The organism is Bacteroides sp. MSK.20.12 (assembly GCF_019052435.1).
Taxonomy (GTDB): domain Bacteria; phylum Bacteroidota; class Bacteroidia; order Bacteroidales; family Bacteroidaceae; genus Bacteroides; species Bacteroides xylanisolvens.
On sequence record NZ_JAHQVH010000068.1, the window covers coordinates 1 to 23013 of the forward strand.

General features: G+C 44.5%; 29 protein-coding genes and 1 tRNA gene. 20 read left to right on the plus strand and 10 right to left on the minus strand.

Annotation, left to right across the window (positions count from 1 at the left end):
• Positions 1-53: 53 nt before the first annotated feature.
• Positions 54-236 (minus strand): hypothetical protein, encoded by a 183-nt coding sequence (locus KTR06_RS24825; protein ID WP_044132299.1) that lies wholly within the window; start codon positions 234-236, stop codon positions 54-56.
• Positions 237-266: 30 nt separating this feature from the next.
• Here KTR06_RS24825 and KTR06_RS23190 point away from each other — a divergent pair, with 30 nt between their 5' ends.
• Both KTR06_RS23190 and glsA read left to right on the plus strand, forming a co-directional pair.
• Positions 267-1709, plus strand: coding sequence for a glutamate decarboxylase (locus KTR06_RS23190; RefSeq protein WP_004316556.1), 1443 nt, complete (start codon positions 267-269; stop codon positions 1707-1709).
• Positions 1710-1718: 9 nt separating this feature from the next.
• The gene (gene glsA / locus KTR06_RS23195) at positions 1719-2684 is read left to right on the plus strand and encodes a glutaminase A (RefSeq protein ID WP_004316557.1); all 966 of its coding nucleotides are present in this window, start codon (positions 1719-1721) and stop codon (positions 2682-2684) included.
• Positions 2685-3117: 433 nt separating this feature from the next.
• Here the strand turns inward: glsA and KTR06_RS23200 are convergent, their stop codons facing one another.
• On the minus strand, positions 3118-3897 hold the full coding sequence (locus KTR06_RS23200; protein WP_004316558.1) for a potassium channel family protein: 780 nt from the start codon (positions 3895-3897) through the stop codon (positions 3118-3120).
• 216 nt (positions 3898-4113) lie between these two features.
• Between KTR06_RS23200 and gadC the strand changes: the two genes are divergently transcribed.
• Positions 4114-5805, plus strand: coding sequence for a putative glutamine/gamma-aminobutyrate antiporter GadC (gadC, locus tag KTR06_RS23205; RefSeq protein ID WP_008026134.1), 1692 nt, complete (start codon positions 4114-4116; stop codon positions 5803-5805).
• 157 nt (positions 5806-5962) lie between these two features.
• On the opposite strand, the gene KTR06_RS23210 is transcribed toward gadC, so the two are convergent.
• A complete protein-coding gene (locus tag KTR06_RS23210) occupies positions 5963-7225 on the minus strand; it encodes a HAMP domain-containing sensor histidine kinase (protein WP_015531656.1) in 1263 nt (420 codons plus the stop codon).
• 199 nt (positions 7226-7424) lie between these two features.
• Here KTR06_RS23210 and KTR06_RS23215 point away from each other — a divergent pair.
• The 4 genes from KTR06_RS23215 to KTR06_RS24830 all read left to right on the plus strand — a co-directional run bounded on the left by KTR06_RS23215 (position 7425) and on the right by KTR06_RS24830 (position 10316).
• Positions 7425-7500: transfer RNA gene (locus KTR06_RS23215), tRNA-Phe, on the plus strand.
• Between the two features lie 462 nt (positions 7501-7962).
• Positions 7963-9198: a site-specific integrase gene (locus KTR06_RS23220; RefSeq protein WP_025017665.1), complete on the plus strand. Its 1236-nt coding sequence runs from the start codon at positions 7963-7965 to the stop codon at positions 9196-9198.
• Between the two features lie 135 nt (positions 9199-9333).
• A complete protein-coding gene (locus KTR06_RS23225; protein WP_175331626.1) occupies positions 9334-10041 on the plus strand; it encodes a helix-turn-helix domain-containing protein in 708 nt (235 codons plus the stop codon).
• 62 nt (positions 10042-10103) lie between these two features.
• Complete coding sequence (locus KTR06_RS24830; protein ID WP_175331624.1) at positions 10104-10316, plus strand: integrase core domain-containing protein; 213 nt, start codon at positions 10104-10106, stop codon at positions 10314-10316.
• A 163-nt stretch (positions 10317-10479) separates the two neighbouring features.
• Here KTR06_RS24830 and KTR06_RS23235 read toward each other — a convergent pair whose 3' ends face one another.
• The 6 genes from KTR06_RS23235 to KTR06_RS23250 form a co-directional block, all read right to left on the minus strand.
• The gene (locus tag KTR06_RS23235; protein ID WP_128824836.1) at positions 10480-11199 is read right to left on the minus strand and encodes a retron system putative HNH endonuclease; all 720 of its coding nucleotides are present in this window, start codon (positions 11197-11199) and stop codon (positions 10480-10482) included.
• Between the two features lie 12 nt (positions 11200-11211).
• Positions 11212-12456: an AAA family ATPase gene (locus KTR06_RS23240; protein ID WP_178499881.1), complete on the minus strand. Its 1245-nt coding sequence runs from the start codon at positions 12454-12456 to the stop codon at positions 11212-11214.
• A 235-nt stretch (positions 12457-12691) separates the two neighbouring features.
• On the minus strand, positions 12692-12823 hold the full coding sequence (locus KTR06_RS24600) for a transposase (protein WP_227204449.1): 132 nt from the start codon (positions 12821-12823) through the stop codon (positions 12692-12694).
• A 110-nt stretch (positions 12824-12933) separates the two neighbouring features.
• On the minus strand, positions 12934-13818 hold the full coding sequence (locus KTR06_RS24605; protein WP_227204448.1) for a hypothetical protein: 885 nt from the start codon (positions 13816-13818) through the stop codon (positions 12934-12936).
• A gap of 48 nt (positions 13819-13866) precedes the next feature.
• Positions 13867-14190 (minus strand): IS1182 family transposase, encoded by a 324-nt coding sequence (locus KTR06_RS24610; RefSeq protein ID WP_051572405.1) that lies wholly within the window; start codon positions 14188-14190, stop codon positions 13867-13869.
• Between the two features lie 200 nt (positions 14191-14390).
• A complete protein-coding gene (locus tag KTR06_RS23250) occupies positions 14391-14798 on the minus strand; it encodes a hypothetical protein (protein ID WP_025017658.1) in 408 nt (135 codons plus the stop codon).
• A 121-nt stretch (positions 14799-14919) separates the two neighbouring features.
• On the opposite strand from KTR06_RS23250, the gene KTR06_RS24615 reads away from it, so the two are divergent.
• From KTR06_RS24615 to KTR06_RS23305, 12 genes are all read left to right on the plus strand, one after another.
• Positions 14920-15150 carry a hypothetical protein gene (locus KTR06_RS24615; protein ID WP_005792615.1) on the plus strand — a complete coding sequence of 77 codons (231 nt, stop codon included), beginning with the start codon at positions 14920-14922 and terminating at the stop codon, positions 15148-15150.
• 60 nt (positions 15151-15210) lie between these two features.
• On the plus strand, positions 15211-15507 hold the full coding sequence (locus KTR06_RS23255; RefSeq protein WP_005789924.1) for a hypothetical protein: 297 nt from the start codon (positions 15211-15213) through the stop codon (positions 15505-15507).
• Complete coding sequence (locus KTR06_RS23260; RefSeq protein WP_005789926.1) at positions 15492-16634, plus strand: hypothetical protein; 1143 nt, start codon at positions 15492-15494, stop codon at positions 16632-16634. Before KTR06_RS23255 ends, KTR06_RS23260 begins: the two co-directional genes overlap by 16 nt.
• A 3-nt stretch (positions 16635-16637) precedes the next feature.
• Positions 16638-17525, plus strand: coding sequence for a hypothetical protein (locus KTR06_RS23265; protein WP_217290838.1), 888 nt, complete (start codon positions 16638-16640; stop codon positions 17523-17525).
• A 69-nt stretch (positions 17526-17594) separates the two neighbouring features.
• The gene (locus KTR06_RS23270) at positions 17595-17846 is read left to right on the plus strand and encodes a hypothetical protein (protein ID WP_025082009.1); all 252 of its coding nucleotides are present in this window, start codon (positions 17595-17597) and stop codon (positions 17844-17846) included.
• A 50-nt stretch (positions 17847-17896) separates the two neighbouring features.
• Positions 17897-18394: a DUF4313 domain-containing protein gene (locus KTR06_RS23275; protein ID WP_175331356.1), complete on the plus strand. Its 498-nt coding sequence runs from the start codon at positions 17897-17899 to the stop codon at positions 18392-18394.
• Positions 18395-18441: 47 nt separating this feature from the next.
• A complete protein-coding gene (locus KTR06_RS23280) occupies positions 18442-19041 on the plus strand; it encodes a hypothetical protein (RefSeq protein ID WP_007219083.1) in 600 nt (199 codons plus the stop codon).
• Positions 19038-19337, plus strand: coding sequence for a hypothetical protein (locus KTR06_RS23285; RefSeq protein ID WP_005789935.1), 300 nt, complete (start codon positions 19038-19040; stop codon positions 19335-19337). The genes KTR06_RS23280 and KTR06_RS23285 overlap by 4 nt, the downstream gene beginning before the upstream one ends.
• Positions 19313-19522 (plus strand): hypothetical protein, encoded by a 210-nt coding sequence (locus tag KTR06_RS23290; RefSeq protein WP_005789937.1) that lies wholly within the window; start codon positions 19313-19315, stop codon positions 19520-19522. Before KTR06_RS23285 ends, KTR06_RS23290 begins: the two co-directional genes overlap by 25 nt.
• Positions 19523-19535: 13 nt before the next feature.
• Positions 19536-20555 carry an LPD29 domain-containing protein gene (locus tag KTR06_RS23295; protein ID WP_175331358.1) on the plus strand — a complete coding sequence of 340 codons (1020 nt, stop codon included), beginning with the start codon at positions 19536-19538 and terminating at the stop codon, positions 20553-20555.
• 10 nt (positions 20556-20565) lie between these two features.
• Positions 20566-21267, plus strand: coding sequence for a hypothetical protein (locus KTR06_RS23300; protein WP_175331360.1), 702 nt, complete (start codon positions 20566-20568; stop codon positions 21265-21267).
• 1 nt (position 21268) lies between these two features.
• Positions 21269-21982: a hypothetical protein gene (locus KTR06_RS23305; protein WP_217290839.1), complete on the plus strand. Its 714-nt coding sequence runs from the start codon at positions 21269-21271 to the stop codon at positions 21980-21982.
• A gap of 57 nt (positions 21983-22039) precedes the next feature.
• Here KTR06_RS23305 and KTR06_RS23310 read toward each other — a convergent pair whose 3' ends face one another.
• Entirely contained in the window at positions 22040-22384 is a 345-nt protein-coding gene (locus KTR06_RS23310; RefSeq protein WP_005789946.1) for a hypothetical protein, read from the minus strand.
• A 334-nt stretch (positions 22385-22718) separates the two neighbouring features.
• Between KTR06_RS23310 and KTR06_RS23315 the strand changes: the two genes are divergently transcribed.
• Complete coding sequence (locus tag KTR06_RS23315; RefSeq protein ID WP_175331365.1) at positions 22719-23009, plus strand: DUF4120 family protein; 291 nt, start codon at positions 22719-22721, stop codon at positions 23007-23009.
• The last annotated feature ends 4 nt before the right edge of the window (positions 23010-23013 follow it).

Consider the following 23013-nt stretch of genomic DNA (forward strand, 5'->3'; position numbering starts at 1 on the left):
TTGCCCTACGCTATATAATTAAGCCCTTTCAGGGCACTCCGCAAAATTATCATTTAGCTCATTTCTGCACGGAAATGACCAAGATTCACCTTTGTGTCCTCTGCGTCCTCCGTGGTGAATAGGCCCGTTTCAATAAGGGCATCCTCCTCCTTAATAAACGCCAAATAATGTAAAACCCGGAAACTTTCAAAACTATCTGCTGTTGTTGTGGGAAATTCGACGGGGAAAATCCCCATCGCCCTAAACCTTTAAAAAAACAAATTAGTATGGAAGATTTAAATTTCAGAAAAGGTGATGCAAAAACCGATGTATTTGGTTCAGACAGAATGTTACAACCCTCTCCGGTAGAGAAAATACCTGATGGACCTACTACTCCTGAAGTCGCCTATCAAATGGTGAAAGATGAAACATTTGCTCAAACCCAACCACGTTTGAATCTGGCTACTTTCGTGACTACTTATATGGATGAATACGCCACTAAGCTGATGAATGAGGCCATTAACATCAACTACATTGATGAAACAGAATATCCGCGTATCGCAGTGATGAACGGTAAATGTATCAACATCGTTGCCAACTTGTGGAACTCTCCTGAAAAAGATACCTGGAAAACCGGTGCTTTGGCTATCGGTTCTTCAGAAGCATGTATGTTGGGTGGTGTAGCTGCCTGGTTGCGTTGGCGCAAGAAAAGACAAGCACAGGGCAAACCGTTTGATAAACCAAACTTTGTTATTTCTACAGGTTTCCAGGTTGTTTGGGAAAAGTTTGCACAGTTGTGGCAGATTGAAATGCGTGAAGTGCCTTTGACACTCGAAAAAACCACTCTTGACCCCGAAGAAGCTTTGAAAATGTGTGATGAAAACACCATCTGTATCGTGCCTATCCAAGGTGTTACATGGACTGGACTGAATGATGACGTCGAAGCATTGGACAAAGCACTGGATGCTTACAATGCCAAGACCGGTTATGACATTCCTATCCACGTAGATGCCGCCAGTGGTGGTTTCATCCTTCCGTTCCTGTATCCGGAAAAGAAATGGGACTTCCGTTTGAAATGGGTACTTTCTATCAGCGTATCCGGCCATAAGTTTGGTTTGGTATATCCGGGACTCGGATGGGTTTGCTGGAAAGGCAAAGAATATCTGCCCGAAGAAATGTCATTCAGCGTGAATTATCTGGGTGCCAACATTACACAGGTAGGTTTGAACTTCTCCCGTCCGGCTGCACAAATCCTGGGACAATATTATCAATTCATCCGTTTAGGATTCCAAGGATACAAAGAAGTACAGTACAACTCCCTGCAAATTGCTAAATATATCCACAGCGAAATAGCCAAGATGGTTCCGTTTGTCAACTACTCTGAAGATGTTGTGAACCCATTATTCATCTGGTATCTGAAACCGGAATATGCAAAGAACGCCAAATGGACTTTGTACGATTTGCAAGACAAACTGTCTCAACACGGTTGGATGGTTCCTGCTTACACCTTGCCTTCCAAACTGGAAGATTATGTAGTGATGCGTGTCGTTGTCCGCCAGGGATTCAGCCGCGATATGGCAGATATGCTACTGGGCGACATCAACAACGCTATCGCCGAACTGGAAAAACTGGAATATCCTACCCCTACCCGTATGGCTCAAGAAAAGAATCTTCCAGTAGAAGCTAAGATGTTCAACCATGGTGGTCGTCGTAAAACCGTAAAAAAATAAGAAAGATCTATGGATAAAAAAGTAACACTCGCTCAATTGAAAGAAGTGGTACAGGAGGCATACGATCAGGTAAAGACTAACACCGGCGGCAAGAACGCCGACTATATCCCCTACCTGGCAAATGTCAACAAAGATCTCTTTGGAATCAGTGTCTGCCTGCTCAACGGGCAGACCATCCATGTGGGAGATACTGACTACCGCTTCGGTATAGAATCCGTATCCAAAGTACATACGGCTATTCTGGCACTGCGCCAATATGGTGCCAAAGAAATCCTGGACAAGATTGGAGCCGATGCAACAGGCTTACCTTTCAATTCAATTATCGCCATCTTGCTGGAGAACGACCATCCGTCTACTCCGCTGGTAAACGCCGGAGCCATCTCCGCCTGCAGCATGGTGCAGCCCATTGGCGACTCTGCCAAGAAATGGGATGCCATCGTAGGAAACGTGACCGATTTATGCGGCAGCGCCCCACAGTTGATTGATGAATTGTACAAGTCCGAATCGGATACCAACTTCAACAACCGTTCTATCGCATGGTTGCTGAAAAATTATAATCGGATTTATGATGATCCGGATATGTCATTAGACCTCTACACCCGTCAGTGCTCATTAGGAGTGACTGCATTGCAGCTTTCCATTGCAGCCGGCACAATCGCCAACGGTGGTGTAAATCCGGTGACTAAGAAAGAAGTTTTTGATGCCACGCTGGCTCCTAAAATCACTGCCATGATTGCCGCAGTAGGTTTCTATGAACATACCGGCGACTGGATGTACACTTCCGGTATTCCTGCCAAAACAGGTGTAGGCGGTGGTGTGATGGGTGTACTGCCCGGACAGTTCGGTATTGCTGCCTTTGCTCCTCCTTTGGATGGATCGGGCAACTCCGTGAAAGCGCAGTTAGCTATTCAATGCATCATGAACAAGCTGGAATTAAATGTGTTTAGCAACAACCATATCACCGTTGTTGACTAAAACTCTCTCTCGATCTCTTTTATAAGTAGGTAAAGGTTACTATCTCCCGATAGTAACCTTTTTCTATTCCTCCTTATCCCATTGATTTCCCGCTTGATCTCCCACCAGTATTTTCAATACAAACGGTATTAATTATCAAATACAACAAATTAAATTTACCCCTATGCAACTCCAGTAATTAAAATGAGCATATCAGTGTCACTATTATTCACCCGGATAAGGTGGAACTTATTCATTTATAGACAACAACTAACAACTGTTTGCCTCTGTCTCTTTTCTACAAAGATAGAAAGTTATTCCACTTTTCCTCCCCTTTTCCTTCCATGCTTATAAAGAAAAGTAATAATACTATTAAGAAAAGTATTTCTAAGCTGATTTTCAACACATTACAATTACTCTCATTCTATCTGTTTTTATCCGCCACACAAGCATATTATGTATTAACCTTCTGTACGACAGCTTTTTCTGCCGATTCCTTTTGGGCGGAAGCCTTTTTCTGTTGTTCCTCCTCTTCGTAATATTGCTTTCTACGCTTGTTGGATTGTTGAATCAGATTTGTAATATAAACCGTAAAGATAGGAAACATCATCATACCCAAGGCGGCCAGCAAAACGGAAAGCACGCGCCCGGTCACGGTCTGCGCTATAATATTCGACCCCACGGTAGTAACATCCATAAAAGCCCACCACAAGGCATCTCCATAATCATTCACCAATGGATTTACCCGATGCTCGAGCACAAAAAATGCCAGACTGGAGAAATAAACTGTTGCCAGCAACATCGTCAGATAAGAGACAAACAGGCTCGAAGCCCGGTTGTAAGTCAGCCAGCCGACCACAATAGCAAGCGCATATCCTCCTCTTAATAAAGGAATGAAACGAAGCAGGTAGGTAATCTCATCCGAAAACGTCCATCCATAATATGCGATGATATTCTGATAAGGGATAGCCACCAATAAAAAGATAAAGTGTGTCCGCAGATAGCGTCCTTTATGTTTTGCCAAAAAGAACTCCAACACAAAATCGAAAAGAAACCAAAGGCAGATACATAGCTGTACCTTCATGTAAGAAGACTGTGTATAGAACGGAATTCCCTTAAAAGTATCCACCGAGATACTGATAACCAGAAAAAGAGACATTATTAATATAATAATGTGAAGAATACCATAAATCCCCTTTTTCCCGGAAATAAAATCTGAAAACGCTGATTTCATAACTACTTAGTTTATAATAAAATGGTTCACATATAATTTAGATTGTTTAGAAACAATCGAGAAAAGTAATTGTTCCGAAACAGGTAAATCGGGGGTTGCAATATCCCGTTCCGGCGATGTTAATTAACGAACTTTGAAAGAGATTGCGGAAACATCTCGCGCAAAATGTTGTTATAACACTGACTTTAAAATATTTTTCACTTAAAACCTTAACTTATGGCAAATATTAAAAATGCAGTGAAGCTGGGTGTGTTTACCCTTGCTATCATGAATGTTACGGCAGTAGTATCCTTGCGTGGACTACCAGCCGAGGCCGTATACGGAATGAGTTCGGCCTTCTATTATCTTTTTGCAGCTATTGTCTTTCTAATCCCTACATCGCTCGTTGCAGCCGAGTTGGCAGCAATGTTTCAGGATAAGCAGGGTGGTGTATTCCGGTGGGTAGGCGAGGCCTACGGCAAGAAACTGGGATTCCTCGCCATCTGGGTGCAATGGATCGAAAGTACGATCTGGTATCCGACAGTATTAACGTTTGGTGCCGTATCTATCGCTTTCATCGGAATGAATGACGTACATGACATGTCACTGGCAAACAATAAGTATTATACGCTCGTCGTCGTACTTATCATCTATTGGCTGGCCACTTTCATCTCCCTGAAAGGTATGAGCTGGGTAGGTAAAGTAGCCAAAATCGGTGGTATGGTCGGTACCATTATCCCGGCCGGATTGTTGATTATCTTAGGAATCATTTACCTGGCAACGGGCGGACATTCCAATATGGATTTCAACAGCAGCTTCTTCCCCGACTTTACCAACTTCGATAATGTCGTTCTTGCTGCCAGTATCTTCTTGTTTTATGCCGGTATGGAAATGGGCGGTATCCACGTAAAAGACGTAGATAACCCTTCTAAAAACTATCCGAAAGCCGTATTTATTGGTGCGCTTATCACAGTGTTGATCTTCGTTTTGGGTACTTTCGCATTAGGTGTGATTATCCCTGCTAAAGACATCAACCTGACTCAAAGCCTGCTCGTCGGTTTCGACAACTATTTCAAATATATTCATGCTTCCTGGTTGTCACCAATCATTGCGGTCGCTCTTGCTTTCGGTGTATTGGCTGGTGTATTGACATGGGTTGCCGGTCCGTCCAAAGGTATATTTGCCGTAGGTAAAGCCGGTTATATGCCTCCGTTCTTCCAGAAAACAAACAAGCTGGGTGTACAAAAGAATATCTTGTTCGTACAGGGTATCGCTGTAACCGTATTAAGTTTGTTGTTTGTTGTTATGCCTTCCGTACAGAGTTTCTATCAAATTCTGTCACAGCTGACAGTTATTCTTTATCTGATTATGTACCTGTTGATGTTCTCCGGAGCTATCGCATTGCGTTATAAGATGAAGAAACTCAACCGTCCGTTCCGTATCGGTAAATCCGGCAACGGCCTGATGTGGTTTGTTGGCGGTCTTGGCTTCTGCGGATCATTACTTGCCTTTATTCTTAGCTTCATCCCGCCCAGCCAGATTTCTACCGGTAGCAACACCGTTTGGTTCTCCGTACTAATTATCGGTGCAATTATCGTTGTCGTTGCTCCGTTTATTATCTACGCTTCCAAGAAACCGTCTTGGGTAGATCCTAATTCCAATTTCGAACCGTTCCATTGGGAAGTTCAGGCTCAACCTGCCACTGCAAATGTTAGTGCAAGCAGCGTTAATGCTCCGCGTCCTGCTAATGCAACTTCTGCACACACAGGAGGAACAACTGGGGCAAGCACAGCTACCCCCGGTGCAACCGCTTCTAATGCAGCAACTTCAGGCACAGCATCCTCCGGTTCAGCTTCCTTCGGAAGTTCCTCTGCCAGCAAAGCATCTCCGGGAACCGGAGACAAAGATAAGGATGCACCTAAGTCGTAAAGACTAAACATTCATCCTGTTCATTAAGAAGTTCAAGACAATTCGAAAAGCCTTGAATTTATAAAATCACCCTCACTACAGTCAAGTGAAGCATCTCCAAAAGTCAGATTTAACACTTTTGAGATACACTTTACAACTGTAGTAAGGGCGATTTACTTTATGGTTGTGGCTTAATCAATTCCGGCTTAATCACCCTCGGCAACACAAAGCTGAAAGTAGATCCCCGGTTGACCTTCGAATCGAGTTCGAGGTTTCCACCCAGATTTTGGATAATCGTTTGCGAAAGAGTCAGCCCAAGTCCCGTTCCCTGCATTTCACGGTCGAGTTTTATGAAACGTGAGAATATCTTTTTCTGGTCTTCTTCCGGTATACCAATGCCTGTGTCGGACACAAAAAAGTAAACTTCTTCCATTCCTTCCAAACGGCACCCGAAACGGATTTCACCCGACGCAGTAAATTTCATCGCATTATGTAAGAGGTTAGACAATACCTGAATGATACGTTCTCGTTCCGAATACATCATAATAGGTTGCACATGCGCCTCACAAATCAATTCCACCGGCGAGTTATTCAATTTCGCCTTAAATATTCCATCCAATTCTCTCAACAAATCATTGGCATCAAACTCCTTATATACGAAATCTACCGTCCCGGATTCTATTTGAGAAAGATCGAAAATATCATTCACCAGGCGCAACAATCGTTCATTATTCTCTGCGAGAATATCAGCATACATTTTTCTTTCCTCTTCGCCGGAAGCCGACACCATCAAACCGGAAAATCCGACAATAGCATTGAGCGGTGTACGAACTTCGTGACTCATATTAGCAATGAAGGCAGATTTCAATTTCTCGGCAGAGATGGAATGTTCTTTTTCAATGGTCAGTAACCTTTGCACATTTTTCAGTTCTGTCACATCATAAACAGTCAACACCATATAATCTTGGCCATGAATATTCAAATAAGTACCCGATACTGATACATCGCAAGGAGTCACTGTCATTTCATCCTCACTCAACAACTTCATCGAAGCTTCCAGATTCTTAAAACTTGCTTTCTTATAAAAAGCCTTACCGATAGACGCACGAATACAACATAGTTTACACTGTTCGTGCTGACCACATTCACCGGCTGCTATCGCGTTTCTACAATGCAACAAATCCCCCACTCTTTTTGTAACTCCACCTACCTGAACAGGCAGACGGTTCAAAGAATAATAATTGGTGTCACAGACTACAAAATCCTTGTCAATCAATAAGAAGTAGGCATTGATGTTCTGCAAAACCAAAGCCAACTTCTTAAGTTCATTCTCTTTATTTTCTTTCGAATGTACCTCTTTTTGAAGTGACTGGCACTTTGCCCACACATAAATGAGGGTAGCTGATAGAACTACTATAATAATAATTGCCAGTGATGACATAGGATTAGAGTGTTTATAATGTTTTGATAGTTTCAGTGCGTAAATTTATAAAATATGTTGCATAAATAGTGAGTTATCTACATATTTATTCTAACAAAAATTCATTAATATTTTCATCGGTCAGAATTTGGCGAAATTTTCCCGCGAAGTTATTGCGGTATTAAAAAATATACTTATCTTTGCACCCGCAAACGAGAAAGGTGCCATAGCTCAGTTGGTAGAGCAAAGGACTGAAAATCCTTGTGTCCCCGGTTCGATTCCTGGTGGCACCACCAAAAAGCTTTTCAATTTTAGAAAACCCTTGAATTAGAGATAGTTCAAGGGTTCTTTTTTTACCCTCGCTACGCATTTCATTACATATTTGTGAAGTTGGATTTCGCCAATTCAGTGGCTTTTTTTAAGGCTTTTGAAAAAGCCATAAATATGTATCATACTTCATTGTTTTTCAACTATTTGACAATTTCAATCTCCGGTGTGAAAAAGTAATTTTGCACACATGACCGGATGGAGTTAGAAATGTGAAAGAAATTTAAAAAATCGGTATTTCCCATCGGGATAAAAAAAGGAATCGAACCCGGGATACAAAAGGCAATTCGAACCTGATAAAAATGGGATTTTTATGGCTATTCCACAAGTCCCTCAAAAAAACCACCGAATTTAACATTTCGTTTCACGTCCTCATGTCATCCGGTTTTGACGAAACAATTGGATGTAACACCTCTAAAAAAACAAAAGTGATGAAACAAGGAACAATGAACATTCTTTTTTTCGTGCTCAAAACGAAATTGTTGAAAAACGGTGAGGCCCCCGTACTGATGCGGATAACCATCAACGGGAGCTACGACGATGCCCGTATCCAAAGAAGCGTGCCTCTGAACTTATGGAATGCGGCCAAAGGATGCAGCAAGGGCAGGGACAGGGCATCCATCGCATTGAATACCTATATTGCGGAGTTACACGCACGTGCCCTCGAGAAACACAAGGAACTGGTATTGGAACAGGCCCTGATTACCCCGAAACTGATCCTGAAACGTGTTTTCGGGAAAGACACCGAAATGCGTACATTGCTCGGTACCATGCAGGATGGCATCAAGGAAATGGAAACACTGGCAGGCATAGACTACTCTCCCGTTACGATCAACCGGTACAAGAACGTGGTGAAGAAATTGCAGCGGCTTATCCCCTCTTATTACGGCAAGGAGGATATCACCTTCCATGAGCTGACACCGGAGTTCATCCGCGCGTTTGACATTTACCTGAAAACGGAGGGGGGACTGTGCCGTAACACGATAGTCCGCTACATGAAATGTTTCAAGAAATTCACCAACATGGCATTGGCAAAGGAATGGATGCGTAAGAATCCCTTTTACGGTTACAAGATGGAACAGGACGAGACCGATCCGGTATTCCTGACCTACGACGAGTTGCAGGCCGTCATGAAAAAGAAATTCACCATCCCACGGCTCGAGCTGGTCAGGGACATATTTGTCTTCGCGTGCTTCACTGGTCTGGCGTTCTCCGATGTCGCCACTCTGAGTGGTGAAAACCTGGTACAGGACAATCTCGGTGACTGGTGGATAAGGAAGGGAAGGGTCAAGTTGGAACACCGCAGAAAAGCGTCTTCCATCAGCAACATCCCGCTGCTGCCCGTTCCACTGGCCATATTGGAGAAATACAGGGAACATCCGATCTGCGTAAAGAAAGGATGCTGCCTGCCTGTCATGTGCAACCAGAAAATGAACAGCTACCTCAAGGAAATCGCCGATTTCTGCGGCATAAAGAAAAATCTGACCACGCACGTTGCCAGGCACACTTTCGGGACCACCGTCACGCTCGCCAACAATGTACCCTTGCAGGACGTGTCCGTCATGCTCGGACATGCTTCCACACGCATGACGCAGCATTATGCGCGGGTCATGAACAGCAGCCTGAAAGAGGCGATGAACCATGTGAAGAAACGTCTGGAATGGTAAACATGCAACCGGCCCGGCATGGAGGCTGTCTCAAAATAACCTTGAGACGGCCTCTGTTTTTTCATTTGTAAAGTATCAATAGATACGCTACACTTTTTCTTTTCGTAGGCAAATCTTAATCTGTATCTTCGTAACATGAAAGAAGATATACGGAAAATACGGATGCGCCAAAAATGGCTTGAGCTATATGCCGAAACGGGTTCTGTGACAAAAACTGCCCTTCAGTGCGGGATTGCTCGTTCCACGTTATACCGTTGGATAAATTGCGAGAAAGAACAAGGCAAGTCGGAATTGTCCGATAAGTCTAAACGTCCATCAAGACTTGCCAATATGAAGATAACACCTGAAATTGAACCCATTATCCTTAATCTGCGTGAGACGAGAAGATGGGGAGCGCAACGGATTGCCAACTATCTGCTTAGGAAGAGAATAAAGCTCTCAGCCATGACGGTGTGGCGTGTGTTGAAAAAGCATCAGGTCAAAGCTGTTGTGAAACGGCGTAAAAAGTCAGACTATATCCGATATAGTAAAGAAATTCCCCGGGAAAGGGTTCAGCTAGATATAATGAAAGTACGAAACGGAGCATACCAGTTCACGGCCATAGATGATTGTACCCGTTTGAGAACCATTCGTATATATCCCAATAAAAAAGCGGAAAATACAATTCATTTTTTAGGAGAGATACTGAACACCTTTCCTTTTCCCGTTCAGCGGATACAAACTGATTGGGGAACAGAATTTTTCAATTATGACTTCCAATATGAATTTTATCAAATTCAGACCAATCAAACCAAGGACTCCGCATCTGAATGGCAAAGTCGAAAGGTCTCAGCAGACCGATAAGACAGAGTTTTGGAATCTTATAGATTTGTCGGACAAGACACTTGATTTGAATATGATTGGCTATGGAATGGCAGGAGTTCTACAATAAGAAACGACCACATTCCTCACTGAACGGCAAGACTCCGATGCAAAAATTCAAGTCTGTCGAGCACCTTGTTCCGATCCAGCCCGATGTGAGTGAAAAATTCTGGGAGTCAAACGAAGAAATTCTTCCACGTAATTACAAATATCTTAAATTCATAAAACATCGAAATAAGAAAACTGCTATTCGATAATCCGTGGAGAATCAAAATATATCGCAGATTATTTTACGTTTTTTTAACTCATTGGTCGGGGAACGGCCAGCGCGAAGGGGAGGGACCACCCGTCCCGACAAGCGTAAAAATCCAGTAAGCTAATGTAGCGAATCTGTTGTTATAGCACAATTTATGCTTAATATTATTGTTTATTACTTCTGATTTTCTTTAAGAAATATATCACCATATCAACTAATTGAACATATTCCTTTTGTTCGGTATTTAACTTTTGTATTGTATAGTTTAATTGTTGCTTACTTTTACCCAATGTAGAATTCAATATATCATCAACAACTTTTCGCCTAAATTCCTTTAAACTATCTACATTTAAGTTTAATACTTCAATCATTTGTAAAGCTTCACTTTGTATAGATGTTAAAGCCCCTCGATTGTTACAAACATCATTAAAATTATTCATTGGACATTGGGGCAATATTTCACCATTCACATTGTATTTAAAATAATCTGAACATTTACGCATTTGTAGAAAATTTCGCTGAATTACTTCACTTCCCTTATATTCTCCACAATGTTGTAAATTCTTTTTTAATCCTTTTGATTTATTACAACAAGCATATATGTTTTCATAAGACAATTGAAGATCAATGCGAGCATTAGGACCACCTTCTGGTTCAAAGTGTTCATTATGACTACCAGATTCATTGTCACCCTGAAAATGGTCTATACGTCTTTGACAGTAACAACAAATATTCTTTTGTTCAGCACGAAGAAAATTATTAAGTTTTTTCTTGTCATTAAAGTTATCATATATTACTTTAACTCCACTTTTTCTTAAATTTCTGCATGCCTTATTCAAAAAAGTACGAACTTGTGAATTTCTTGATTTATGAATATATCTCATAAAAAAAGTAATTTAAAATAACTGCAGCATAATATCGGCTCGTTGCAATTCTTCGTGATTTGCACCGAATAACCCTTCCAATTTTTTTCTCAGTATAACAGCTTCTTCAGATTTTCCTCTACCTTCTTCTATAAGTAAACGATAATCGGCTAATGTCTTATCTGCACTTTCACTTCCTAAATCAGTTTCCATATCTTTAAGAATTTCTTCTGGCCTACGCATATATTGATTAGGGAAATTGTATAGTTTTCTATCAGCAATACTGAAAATTTCACCATCTTTCAACGTACTTAATACCAAAGGAGCATGAGTAGTAACTATAAATTGAATTTGATTAAAAACACTAGTCAAATCATTCAAAATATGAAGCTGCCATTCAGGATGCAAATGAAGATCTATCTCATCTATTAATACTATTCCCGGAGTTATAGAAGGAGCTTCCTCACCTAAACTTGGATTTAATAGATAACAACGCAGTGCCAATTCCATTGCTAACGAAAGTACATTACGAACACCATCAGATAATGAAGAAAATGGGACCTTCTCACCATTAGCCTGAGTGATAATTAACTTATCTTGTTTTATATCGTGTTTAATTTCTTTACAATCTGGTACACAGCTAGTAATAATTTTGCGAACAATAGATAAAACTATCGACTCTTTACCTTCTTGGAGTTCCCATAAAGTCTCTGTTTTAATCATATTTAAGAAAAACCAAATATTTGTAGTTGTATCTAACGCATTATAATAGCCACGTAATCGGCTTCCATCAGCTTCTAATCCTGTATTCCGTTTTTCTTTTTTATATCTGTCCGTTGAGTAGTAGGCTATTATAGGGATTGCAGTATTTTTACTTTCGCGTATTATTGATTGTACATTCTTTGAGAGTGATTTTGCGTCCTTACTTGGCCCAAACTTAGTCTTTCCTCCATATCGCTCCAATATTCTGTCCCACGAAGGTTGGGCAATTGATAAGAGCTGATTATCAATTGATATTTCACCAGTAATTTTAACCGGATATTGTTGTTCCAAATTATGTAGCCTAACATCATCATCAGCGATACTTGGTGTTGAAATCTTATTCTCAATTTTATCCAATTCACAAAAAATAGCTCCTATAAAAATACGAATAGCCTCTAATAGAGCTGTTTTACCAGTTCCATTTATACCTACCATAACATTCATTCTAGGATGCAACTCAAAATTGATATGTTCAAAACATCTGAAATTATTCAGTTCAAGTTTCTCTATTTTCATATTTAATTATTAAGAGTTTGTGGACAAATATACGATAAATTTTTGTTTCTACATTCTTTAGAAGAAATCATTCTAACAAACACCATTAATGAGGCTGTCTCAAAATAACCTTGAGACGGCTTCTGTTTTTTCATTTCAGATTGAAGTTCTTTTGATTCTTCTCAAAACAAGGAGTTTTCAATCTTCTTTTTGAAGATTTCATTCTTTCCAACTTTTTTTCGTTACCATAAGCCTCCTAAGAGGCTACTTTTGCGAGACTGTGTGCTATGGCCAGCAGTCCGAACTCAATTTCCACCTTCTTAAGTCCACGAAGATTGAACCTCTTGAAGTGCTTGTTGTTCTTGAGGTTTCCAAATACGGCTTCCACATCCTGCAGTCTTTAAGGCCTTCCGGTGACAGGAGCTTTTCACGTTCCATTTCCTTGATTTTTCTCAGGCGGTGATTCACCTGTACTATCCTTTCCGACCGGCTTCTGTGTCACCGGCATCTTAACGGATAGCCCTTACAGTTATGTGCCCTGTATCTTGATATGGTTTGCTCAAAACTGTTGTCTGTTACCCGTCTTACATCGGAGAGCCTTTCCATTCTCTGTCCCATCGGACAATACATGCCGTCGGTCTTTTCATTATAGTAGAAGTTGGCGGACAGGAATGGGGCGTTCCTGAAACTCCTTTTCTGTTCCTTATGAAAATAATTGTACTTTATAAAGGTTTCAATGCCATGCCTGAAAGCATACAGATAATTCTCCTCGCTTCCATATCCGGCCTCACAGACAGACACGTCAGGATATCTGCCGTAAAGTGAGTGGAAATCATCCATGTGCAGTGGATAAGTGGAGGAATCACCTGCGCACTGGTGGAGGGTATAGTTCAGAATGAACTGTTTATTGGTACTGATCTGGGGATTATATCCAGATTTGAGTTGTCCGTTCCTCATATGGTCCTCTTTCATGCGCATGAAAGTAGCGTCATTGTTTGTCTTTGAATAGCTGTTGTGTCCGTCAAATATCTTTCCCTGTGACTCGTATTTCTTGAGCTGCTCAGGCCATGACTTCCTTACACGCCTTATCTTCGCTTTCATTTTCTTGTAGGCATCTACTCCGTTCAGGACATCATCTATCTGCCCGAGTGCCTTTTCCACTTTCTCCGGGATGATATCCTGATATGTGAGAGGAGCGGAATCACGCAGTTCCTGCTTGGTGACGGACTCGGCGTATTGCCATATCTCCTCAAGCTGCTCCGCTATTTTGGATATGCGGGTATGTATGGACTTTCCCCAAACGAATGTATAACGGTTGGCGTTCGCCTCCATCTTTGTCCCGTCAGTACAGGCCACATCCAGACTTACAAAACCTCCCGCCACGAGGAACTTTACAATGGTTGCAAATATTGTCTTCAGCGTATCCTTCAGTCAGCTGCTGCGGAAACGGTTGATGGTGTTATGGTCAGGAGTCACATTGCCGGTAAGCCACATGAAGCGGATGTCATTGCGACAGAGCTCTTCTATACGATGGCTGGAATAGATATTGCGCAAATAGGTATAGACAAGAATCTGAAGCATCATACGCGGATGATAGGCCGAACAACCTTTAGGAGAATATTTACGGTAGAGTTCTTCCAGATTTATCTGTTCGATGATGCGGTGGACAACCCGGACCGGATCGTTCTGGGGGATAAAATCGCCTAAACACGGAGGTAAAAGCAGATTATCGTTGGATGTGTAACCTTTAAACATTATCTTTGAGATATCTAAACCTGATTCCCTAAGATACAAAAAATTAGGGACACGGGCAAGTCTCGGCTGAGCGAAGTTGGGGCTTGCCTATTTTTTTGCAGATACAAATGAGGCCATCCCAAAAATCATTTTGAGACAGCCTCTTTTTGTTATACTGTCTGTTATCCATTTTCTCTGGAAAACATCTTTGGTCTTCATAATCATCCTGTACTGGCGAAATAATTCATCATGGACACTACATATCCAAGTAACGGTATCAGTACACCGATTACATATACCATAGCGTACCCCAAAAGGACGAGAGGTAATATTTTACGGTAAAGACCGGCGATGACAAGAAATATAAACAAAAAGCAAGAACCATAAACTCCTATTTGAAAACCGGGCATCAATTCATAAACGGGTACGGGCTCGGGGTTAAGCATGGCTCCGGCCACAATGGAATAAAGACTTGCCAACAATATAAACAATGTATACAGGCAGCTCTTAAAAATCCCGGGATCGTTTCTTTTACAATAGAGAATTGTTTGGATATCACTCCTAAGAAACTCAATACCCAGCAAGAGAGCTACCATGACACCCGTATCAAAAGCAGAGAATGTATTCATTTCAATCAATCACCTTTGACGCGAAGATATGTATTTATTCCGGAATGCCACACCTTCGCTTGTTTTACGATATGATATTGATATCCGATAGTTTGGAAAATATTTGAAAAACCTTCGTTGTATGCTTTTAAATTTGCTCATTACACTTATTACATGTTGTATCCGACAAATTGAAAATCCCAGCCATTCTTTCAATTTCTTACCTGCAAATATAGCCCTTTGCCGGGTTGATTGCGCAAGGCGGCCCCTTTCAGGGGCTGGTTGGCTAAAAGAAAATCATCCTCGCTTCGCTGCGGTATTTTCTTTTGCCAAGCCTTGCGCAATCCCCGGCAAAGGACAGTCCGGCAAGTAAGAAACCGAAAAACCGGCTCCACGGAGCCGATCATGTCAAACAAACTAAAAAAATGAAGGTATGAACAGAGAGACAACAAGCAAAGTCCACAAAGGACAGCAGGGTGCCAATCCGAAAATGAGAATGTTGGTTTATCGGGAAAGGAACTATCCCGCACGGAAGGTGCAAGGCAGGGACGGAAGCTATACGATTGCCGCAGACAGCCTGGTGCCGGAACTGCTGGACGGCATCAGAAGCCTTGACCCGGCAGCTTTCAAGCTGGACGAGGAAATCGCCTGCTATTGCTCGGACGAGGAAATCCAAAAACTGGCGGACGAAGAACTGGTAGAAATAATTTATGAATGGCAACGGTTATGACTGAAACAACAACAGCAAAGGTCCGGGAAGAACAAGTAACGGGCCTTACCGCAGAGAATGCGCACCGGGTCACGATGATCCGGGAAAAGGGTACGGACCATCCTCCCGTACCGTTCCATTTCAGAAAGGAGCATCATGGAACGGGCAACTATGTACACCTGTACGGAAATCCGGAAGATCGGAATGAATTGCATTCCAGGGACTTCAAAGACTGGGAAGCCGTAGCGTTCAAACATCCTGGCTATCTGGAGGATATGTGGAAACAGGCTTGCGACGCATACGCCTGGAGTTCCTTCGACCCGGAGATTCGTGGCGAGACGGACATCATGATTTACGGGGAGGAGCTGCACAACGACCTGCAACTCATGCAGGAAGAGGAACGGGATACATACATCGCCGCCTACCGGAAAAAGCTATCCGCCCAGCTCTCGGCCCTCTCACGCTGCGCCAACCCGATGGTGACGGGACGGGGCGGATTTGATTACCACAGGCAGGAGAATACGAACAGAAGCTATCAGAACCGCTACGAGGAGTTCCGCAATTGGCGGCAAAAGGTTCTTGAAGCCGTCAGACGGAAAAAGGAAGCCGCACGACCGGAGGAAGAAAAACTGGAAAAGGCATGGCAGACGCTCAAACGCGACATCAAGAGCAGCGCCGACACCATCCACGGGATTGACACCGGACAATGCCGGGGTTATAACCGTGCCCTGTTCGTCAGCAGCATCCTGAACAAGGTATCCACCTTCGCCAATCACGGGGAAGTGGAAATCGTCCGCAGGGCCGTGGACTTCATTTCCGAATATAACGCAAGGGTAAGGAAACCCGTCATCACCCCAAGAAACAAATTCTTCCAATTGCCGGAACTTGCGGAACGGATGCGCGAAAGGCTGAAAGCGGTGCAAAGCCGGGAAAACAAGGAAGTGCCGTTCGAGGGCGGGACACTTGTATGGAACTATGGGGAAGACCGCCTTCAGATCCTGTTTGACAGGATTCCCGAAGACAACAGACGAAAGGAGCTGAAATCCTCCGGATTCCGCTGGTCACCCAGAAACAAGGCATGGCAACGGCAGCTCACCTCCAACGCCCTCAGTGCCGCCAAGAGAGTGTTGAACCTTCAAAACATCTGAACCATGAATAACGACAAACTGAAATTCGTAGTCGATTCACGCAGTTTTGACGGCAGCTGCGTGACCACCATGTCTGACGGAATACACGGCGACTACCATCATGAGACACTGGAGGAACTGAGGGACAGGGAAAAGAACCCGTACCTCATAGCCGTGTCCGGAAATACCGTCCGCAAGATGATACGCATCCACCTGCAATCCCTCTGCGCCCCGTTCAGTGAGATTACGGAAGAAAGATATTTCGACTACATGGATGTCTTGCCCCCCATCCGCCATACCCGGAATTTCTTTTTCCTGGGAGAGCCTTATCATGCGGACATCTACCGGTTCTGCTTCCGGGCGGGCGGACGCTACTTCACGGGACTCCGCTCCGTTACCACGCCAAGAAAGGAACTGGAACGGCAGATGGACAACCATTACCGGAACATTACCTTCAAAGGAGACATCCTGAAAGAAAAGCCGATGGTCATCTCCAACCACGCACGGCATGCCTCTATAATTATAGTTCCTTATCTGTTTCTTGACATAAATGGCGAGAAGAAGTTCATCTGCAACCTGATGAGAGGAACGGACGAATCGTCAGGCAGGGATGTAAGGCTGGAAACCGCCAAAATCCTGCGAAGCCTGCGCCGTCATCATTTCCTCTACTTCTCCGGCTATGAGGAAAACGACGATATGGACAAGTTCCTAGGCGAAGTGATGAAGAAAAAGCACATCCTGCTGGCAAATGGCAACTTCCTCCAATATCCCGTGAACCGGGAGTCCGTGTCGTTTACCGGAACGGTCAGGGAAACAGGCGAGCCGTTCTTCTTCCGAATTTACGACAGGGAGCTGTTCCTGCACCTGTTGTACGTCCTGAGAGGCATCAAAAGGGAAAAAGCTAAAACATAACGTGACACATAACGACGGTATGGTGACTGTCTTTCCGACCCGTCACCATACAAAAAAAACAATGAGATCATGAGAACTGTGACCGAAGAATCGTTGCGACGCAGGCCGGCCCGTCTGGAGTCGGCCCTGGAAAGCGAAAAGGCACGCCTGAGAAAAGTATGCGGTGGCATCCCCTGGGGAGCCGGGATGAGGCGTACCAAATGTACCCCCTCATTCCGAAGGGAGGACGAACTGATTGGGAAAATCAAGGCGGTGAGACTGCAACTCTCCCAAATGTCCGCAGGCGGTGACAATCACACGTTTAAAGAAACAGGCAGGTGAATGCCGGCCAATTAACTTGCAAGTCAATAATTTTAAAACCAGTTACGAATATGAACACCCGATTGGCTATAATCCGTTCAGAGGGAAAAGAACATCTCTGTTACCGGGAAGAGGAATGTTTTGTCGATGTATCCTATCCGATGGTGACATTTACCAAAGGGGAGGATGATTTTGAAATTGTCAAATGCGACCATCCGTCCATGGAAGAGACTTTCCTGTATCAGGAAAGCCGTCTCTCAATCGTGATTGAAATGTACCATAACGGCTGGCCGGCATTGTCTCTGAAAGATCCCGTGACCCATGAGATATACACGGTCCTGACGGTCAACTTAGAAGATAAGGCGGCATTCTCACTGCCTGACAGGGCATTCGTGGACATCAACAACAATCCTGATGCCATGGAGTTCCTTCTGTCCAACAAATTGGCTGAGGATACAGGTTATAGACGTCAGAGCGGCTGGGTAAGCTACCCGATGGTCACACTTAACCTTCCGACGTTTTACAAGCTTGACCCACATGCCTTTAGCGCAATATTGAATATCCGGTAATCCTTCCGGGCAATGAATCTGGTATCAACAATCAAATGGAAAGAATCATGAAAAGATATGACATAAGAGTAAGGTATTCCTTCGAGGGCACTTACACGGTAGCGGCAGAAGACCGCGATGAAGCAAAAAGAATGGTAAATGACGATTGCGGTCTTGTTTTGGGCGGCGATATCCACACGACACGCGATGACGATGAAGTGTTGGACTGGGATTTCTGTATCCATCCCGACACGCGGATTCTCTCCTTGCAGGAAAGAGGCGGAAAAGGAAGTTTACCGTCAGAAGCCGTTGATTTCAGCGGCAGGATCAAGGAACTGCGGGGGGACATCATCGACGCGATACGGCAGTTGCTCCATGCTCACTGCATGAAAGAAATTCGTCTTCCGGAAGAGGATTATGATCCGGTCTGGGTGATATGGTTTGGCAAGAACGGAGAACCATATGAATGCAGGGTGACAGGACTCCGGGTAACGGCGGACAGCCTGACCGTCCTTGCCGAAGAGAAAGAAAGCGGTGACGAGGTGCAGTGTCACAGCCCGTTTGAACTCGGCGCAAAGAACATAGACTGGCTTCATGAGATGTATGAGGCTGTGTGGCATCAACTGAGAGAAACAAACAATGTAGAATCACAAATAGAAGAACCATGAAATATCAAGCGGAAAATACCGTCTCCAGTTTCTTCTACTACATGTGGAACGCCTGGAGCGAGGAGGAATGCAAAGCCGTGTATGGCGGCATGTACCCGCATTTCTGGGAAAAATGGTGCGTGGCGACAGACAAGGGCACATTCGGCGCGGCGGAACGGTTCTACCTGGAACTCTCGGAAGACAACCGCAGGATTCTGGTGGAACGGGCCGTCTCGATATATGACGGACGACGCTTCAGAAAAAGGAACAGTAACCCCAAAAATCAAACAGTATGCGAGGAAACATTATCAGTCTGATCGGCAGCTCATGCGGTTGCAGTCAAACGGAAGCACGGGAATACCTGGACTCCGAAATCCGGTATCTGCGCGAATTGCAGGAGGCAGATGATTTGAGGGAAGATGACATGGAAACGGCCTGTCTCAACCTCGGTCTTGACCTTGACTACCGGGAATATTTTATCAACCGCCTCGCAGGGGCATAAAAAACTTATGGCTATGACCTATTTTCAGAACATACACTCTCTGGCGGACTTGAAGAAGGAGTACCGCCGACTGGCATTGCAGCACCACCCGGACAAGGGTGGCGACACCGCAATCATGCAACGGGTGAACACCGAGTTTGAAAGGCTTTTTGAGGCTTGGAAAGACAAACCGGATGTCTTTGCGACTTCAACCGGATATGAATATGACTATCCGGGAGCCACGGCAAAGGAATACACCGAGTACGTGTATAACGAATATCGCTGGAAAGGCCGCAATTACAAGGGACAGCACGCACCGGAAATCGTGGAACTGGTACGGGCATGGCTCAAGGAGACCTATCCGGGATACAAGTTCTCTGTCAGACGGGAGAATTACCTCTCCATCCATATCCGGTTGATGAAAGCGGATTTCGAGGCGTTCACCAAAGAGTCCGGAAAAGTTCAAGGTGATGTCAACCACTATCGTATCGCTTCAGACAAATCATTGACGGACAGGACAAAAGAAGTAATGATGAATATCTACGATTTCATCATGTCATACAATTTCGATGACAGCGACCCCATGACGGACTATTTCCATACCAACTTTTACCTGACGCTCGGAATCGGAAGTTACAAACAGCCGTACAAGGTGGAACCGCCCAGACTCGACAGCAAAGACAAACCGGAGGTATTCAAGCATCCGGAAGGTCCGGCACACAAGGCAATGCGCCGGGCATTGGGCAAAGCGCGTTTCGGCTTCATCGAAAGCCGGAAGTATGCCGGGGAAATAATTCTGGGGGAAGACTGTTTCGGCTCACGGGGCGAACTCTATTTTTGGCCGAAGGAATATTCAAGCGCAAAAATGGCCCAAAAACGCATCGACAAACTGAAGGAAGCCGGAATAAGGTGCGAACTCACCGGCTATAACGGAGGATACATCCGCCTGCTCGGGTACACCCCGGAGATGAGAGATTCCCTGGAGCGGGAACGTCAGGAGTACGCCGCCGCATATCAGGCATGGTACTCAAAACAGGGTTTGAAAACAATCTGATTCAGAAATTATGGATACAAACAATTTGGACAAGTGGTGGCACGGACTTCCGGAAAACACCAGACAGGCTATAGGAGGCGATGGGATATGGGAAAAACTGGACATGCCATCCCGTTCGGCACTACACCGGTATTCCCTGCTTAGAATTTACGGAACGGCAAAAGACAGGGATGAGGAACGCACGCTGCTCAATGAAATCGCGTGCGGACTGGGCGACCTTGCCCTTGTCCGTAAAAACGGCATCGCGTTGGAGGAAATGTGCAACGGGAACGGGGAATTTTACGATGAATACCAGGAACAGTTCAACATATTATATGACAATTACGGACACACAATAGAAAATATAAACTGGCCGGACTGGATCGGACATACAATTCCGACAAACAGGGAACTGGGCCGGTTATTGGAACATCACGGTTACAAGCGTATGGAAATCGATACCGACAGAAGAATCCCGAAAACTTTCTATGTTTTCCGTCGTGGGTTGCACATCAACGCAAGCGAGGACCTGTCTTACCACATCGTACCGCAACAGGACAGTTTCGGACTGGGGCGTTTTGCGGTATGTGCTACCAAAGAGGGTGAAAGCTCCCAGCTGGGAACTGACTGTGCCCGGCTCTTTTTGAGGCGCTTCCTTGCCTTCCTGAAGGGTGAAAGAAGCGGAAAAGAGATTATAGATGTAATATGCAACAACCAACAAACTGAACGATAGTATGAAAGCAAAAGTATTCAAGTACAAGTCTGACGGGAATACCGTCGTGGCTCCTTATATGGAACTGGAGCCGTACGCGGAGAATGTATATCTCTCCCTATCTAGAAAGAACGAATATGGGAATGAGGACGATGACTGTTTCCATGTGGTCTGCCGGATTGAAAACGTTTATTTTTCCAGCGGGCAGTATTCACGCCGGTTCCTCAACGGAGAAAACCGCAGGGAGGAAGCCGCCGCCTATTGCAGGAACTGGATCACGGATACGCTTCAGGGAGCGGAAAGAGGAGCCTTCGTCAGGTTGATCTCCGTCCGCGTGTTCGAGGCTCTCGGACTTGACACCGCCCCCCTGACGCAAGCCCGTGAGGCATACAAAAAGAAGCAGGAACAGAAACGCAGGGAGCGGGAAGAGAAAGAGGCGGAAGAGCGCAGAGCGCGGGAAGAGCAACATCAGCTGCTGCTCAATGAACAGAAACAGAAATTCCTGGACGGGGAACGGATCACGGGAGGAATGTTCCTTGAAATCACCGGAAGGGATGGTTTTGACATCCATATCAGAACCAAAGGGACATTCAACAGGCATGTAAGAGGCATTGACAGGAACGGAACCATCAGTTTCCGGAAAATCAAGGGCCGCCGGACACCGGACTTTACCAGATGCCATAAGGCCGTGCCCGCCTATCTTGCGTTCATAACAGAAAAAGAGGGCAAACAATAAAATCCGGGACGGTAACGGCTTGTTCCATGCAGCTGTTACCGCTACCATCTTCCGACCTCACAACTCACGGTTCAGCGCCATTGCCAGCGGAAACATCAACCGGTTATAGGCTTTAAGCTTTTGCAGGTTCAGCACATATCCGGCATAAGGGTTGGTCAAATCGGTGTAGAAGAATACATCGGTAAATCCTGCATGTTCTTCCACAATTTCACCCTCCAACGGAATTTCCTCCACATTGAACCGCTCCAGAGGCAGCTCTTCCAGACGGGCATGCTCCACATTGCCCAATACGTTCAGGTTGCGGTTAAACAGCACGAACCCTTTCTTCCTGTAATCCACACGCATACCATACGGACGCTCCACAAGGAAAGCATCCGCCGCTTTCTTTAGATAGTTTTCCATAATCCTGAAATTAGAAATTGCAAAAATACAGCATTTGTCCGGCAATGGCGAACAAATCAGGAAGATTATCTAAGGAATCCACACAAAATCCCACAACAAAAAACAACCGTATATTTTATTTTCCACCCTGCAAAGGTAGTCCCGTGTCCTGTGTACCCGTACAAGGTCAGGCCCCTTCGGGGTTGGCTGAAAGAAAATCATCCTCGCCTGAGGGCTGCGGTATTTTCTTTCGCCAAACCTTGCGGGTACGGCCACGGGACTGTCAGGCAGGCAAGAAATAAAAATACCGGCTCCCGGAGCCGGACGTGTTTAACAGATAAAAATACAATGAATCATGAAAATCCTGAATGAAGAACATTTCGAGAATGTAAGGCATTATGCCGAATCCATCGGTGACACCTCGCTCCAAAAATGTCTGGAACGGTTGAAAAGCTGGGAAGAAAACCCTGATTATCCTTGCGAAATCTCACTCTACTATGACCATGCCCCGTACTCGTTCGGCTTCACCCAACGCTATCCCGACGGAAGGACAGGTATCGTGGGAGGTCTGCTCTATCATGGAATACCTGACAGATCGTTTGCCGTAACATTGCAGCCGTTCCACGGATGGCAGATACATACCTGAAAAA

What these genes read in the sequence shown, in the direction of transcription:
- KTR06_RS23310 (WP_005789946.1), bottom strand. Translation starts at nt 22,384, where the DNA reads ATGGAAAACTATCTAAAGAAAGCGGCGGATGCTTTCCTTGTGGAGCGT.
- KTR06_RS23280 (WP_007219083.1), top strand. Translation starts at nt 18,442, where the DNA reads ATGAAAAGATATGACATAAGAGTAAGGTATTCCTTCGAGGGCACTTAC.
- KTR06_RS23240 (WP_178499881.1), bottom strand. Translation starts at nt 12,456, where the DNA reads ATGAAAATAGAGAAACTTGAACTGAATAATTTCAGATGTTTTGAACAT.
- KTR06_RS23265 (WP_217290838.1), top strand. Translation starts at nt 16,638, where the DNA reads ATGAATAACGACAAACTGAAATTCGTAGTCGATTCACGCAGTTTTGAC.
- KTR06_RS23225 (WP_175331626.1), top strand. Translation starts at nt 9,334, where the DNA reads ATGAAAGAAGATATACGGAAAATACGGATGCGCCAAAAATGGCTTGAG.
- KTR06_RS23260 (WP_005789926.1), top strand. Translation starts at nt 15,492, where the DNA reads ATGGCAACGGTTATGACTGAAACAACAACAGCAAAGGTCCGGGAAGAA.
- KTR06_RS24610 (WP_051572405.1), bottom strand. Translation starts at nt 14,190, where the DNA reads ATGTTTAAAGGTTACACATCCAACGATAATCTGCTTTTACCTCCGTGT.
- KTR06_RS23300 (WP_175331360.1), top strand. Translation starts at nt 20,566, where the DNA reads ATGGATACAAACAATTTGGACAAGTGGTGGCACGGACTTCCGGAAAAC.
- KTR06_RS24615 (WP_005792615.1), top strand. Translation starts at nt 14,920, where the DNA reads ATGCTTTTAAATTTGCTCATTACACTTATTACATGTTGTATCCGACAA.
- KTR06_RS23285 (WP_005789935.1), top strand. Translation starts at nt 19,038, where the DNA reads ATGAAATATCAAGCGGAAAATACCGTCTCCAGTTTCTTCTACTACATG.
- KTR06_RS24825 (WP_044132299.1), bottom strand. Translation starts at nt 236, where the DNA reads ATGGGGATTTTCCCCGTCGAATTTCCCACAACAACAGCAGATAGTTTT.
- KTR06_RS23295 (WP_175331358.1), top strand. Translation starts at nt 19,536, where the DNA reads ATGACCTATTTTCAGAACATACACTCTCTGGCGGACTTGAAGAAGGAG.
- glsA (WP_004316557.1), top strand. Translation starts at nt 1,719, where the DNA reads ATGGATAAAAAAGTAACACTCGCTCAATTGAAAGAAGTGGTACAGGAG.
- KTR06_RS23290 (WP_005789937.1), top strand. Translation starts at nt 19,313, where the DNA reads ATGCGAGGAAACATTATCAGTCTGATCGGCAGCTCATGCGGTTGCAGT.
- KTR06_RS23190 (WP_004316556.1), top strand. Translation starts at nt 267, where the DNA reads ATGGAAGATTTAAATTTCAGAAAAGGTGATGCAAAAACCGATGTATTT.
- KTR06_RS23235 (WP_128824836.1), bottom strand. Translation starts at nt 11,199, where the DNA reads ATGAGATATATTCATAAATCAAGAAATTCACAAGTTCGTACTTTTTTG.
- KTR06_RS23270 (WP_025082009.1), top strand. Translation starts at nt 17,595, where the DNA reads ATGAGAACTGTGACCGAAGAATCGTTGCGACGCAGGCCGGCCCGTCTG.
- KTR06_RS23250 (WP_025017658.1), bottom strand. Translation starts at nt 14,798, where the DNA reads ATGAATACATTCTCTGCTTTTGATACGGGTGTCATGGTAGCTCTCTTG.
- KTR06_RS24830 (WP_175331624.1), top strand. Translation starts at nt 10,104, where the DNA reads ATGGAATGGCAGGAGTTCTACAATAAGAAACGACCACATTCCTCACTG.
- gadC (WP_008026134.1), top strand. Translation starts at nt 4,114, where the DNA reads ATGGCAAATATTAAAAATGCAGTGAAGCTGGGTGTGTTTACCCTTGCT.
- KTR06_RS23305 (WP_217290839.1), top strand. Translation starts at nt 21,269, where the DNA reads ATGAAAGCAAAAGTATTCAAGTACAAGTCTGACGGGAATACCGTCGTG.
- KTR06_RS23315 (WP_175331365.1), top strand. Translation starts at nt 22,719, where the DNA reads ATGAAAATCCTGAATGAAGAACATTTCGAGAATGTAAGGCATTATGCC.
- KTR06_RS23275 (WP_175331356.1), top strand. Translation starts at nt 17,897, where the DNA reads ATGAACACCCGATTGGCTATAATCCGTTCAGAGGGAAAAGAACATCTC.
- KTR06_RS23220 (WP_025017665.1), top strand. Translation starts at nt 7,963, where the DNA reads ATGAAACAAGGAACAATGAACATTCTTTTTTTCGTGCTCAAAACGAAA.
- KTR06_RS23210 (WP_015531656.1), bottom strand. Translation starts at nt 7,225, where the DNA reads ATGTCATCACTGGCAATTATTATTATAGTAGTTCTATCAGCTACCCTC.
- KTR06_RS23255 (WP_005789924.1), top strand. Translation starts at nt 15,211, where the DNA reads ATGAACAGAGAGACAACAAGCAAAGTCCACAAAGGACAGCAGGGTGCC.
- KTR06_RS23200 (WP_004316558.1), bottom strand. Translation starts at nt 3,897, where the DNA reads ATGAAATCAGCGTTTTCAGATTTTATTTCCGGGAAAAAGGGGATTTAT.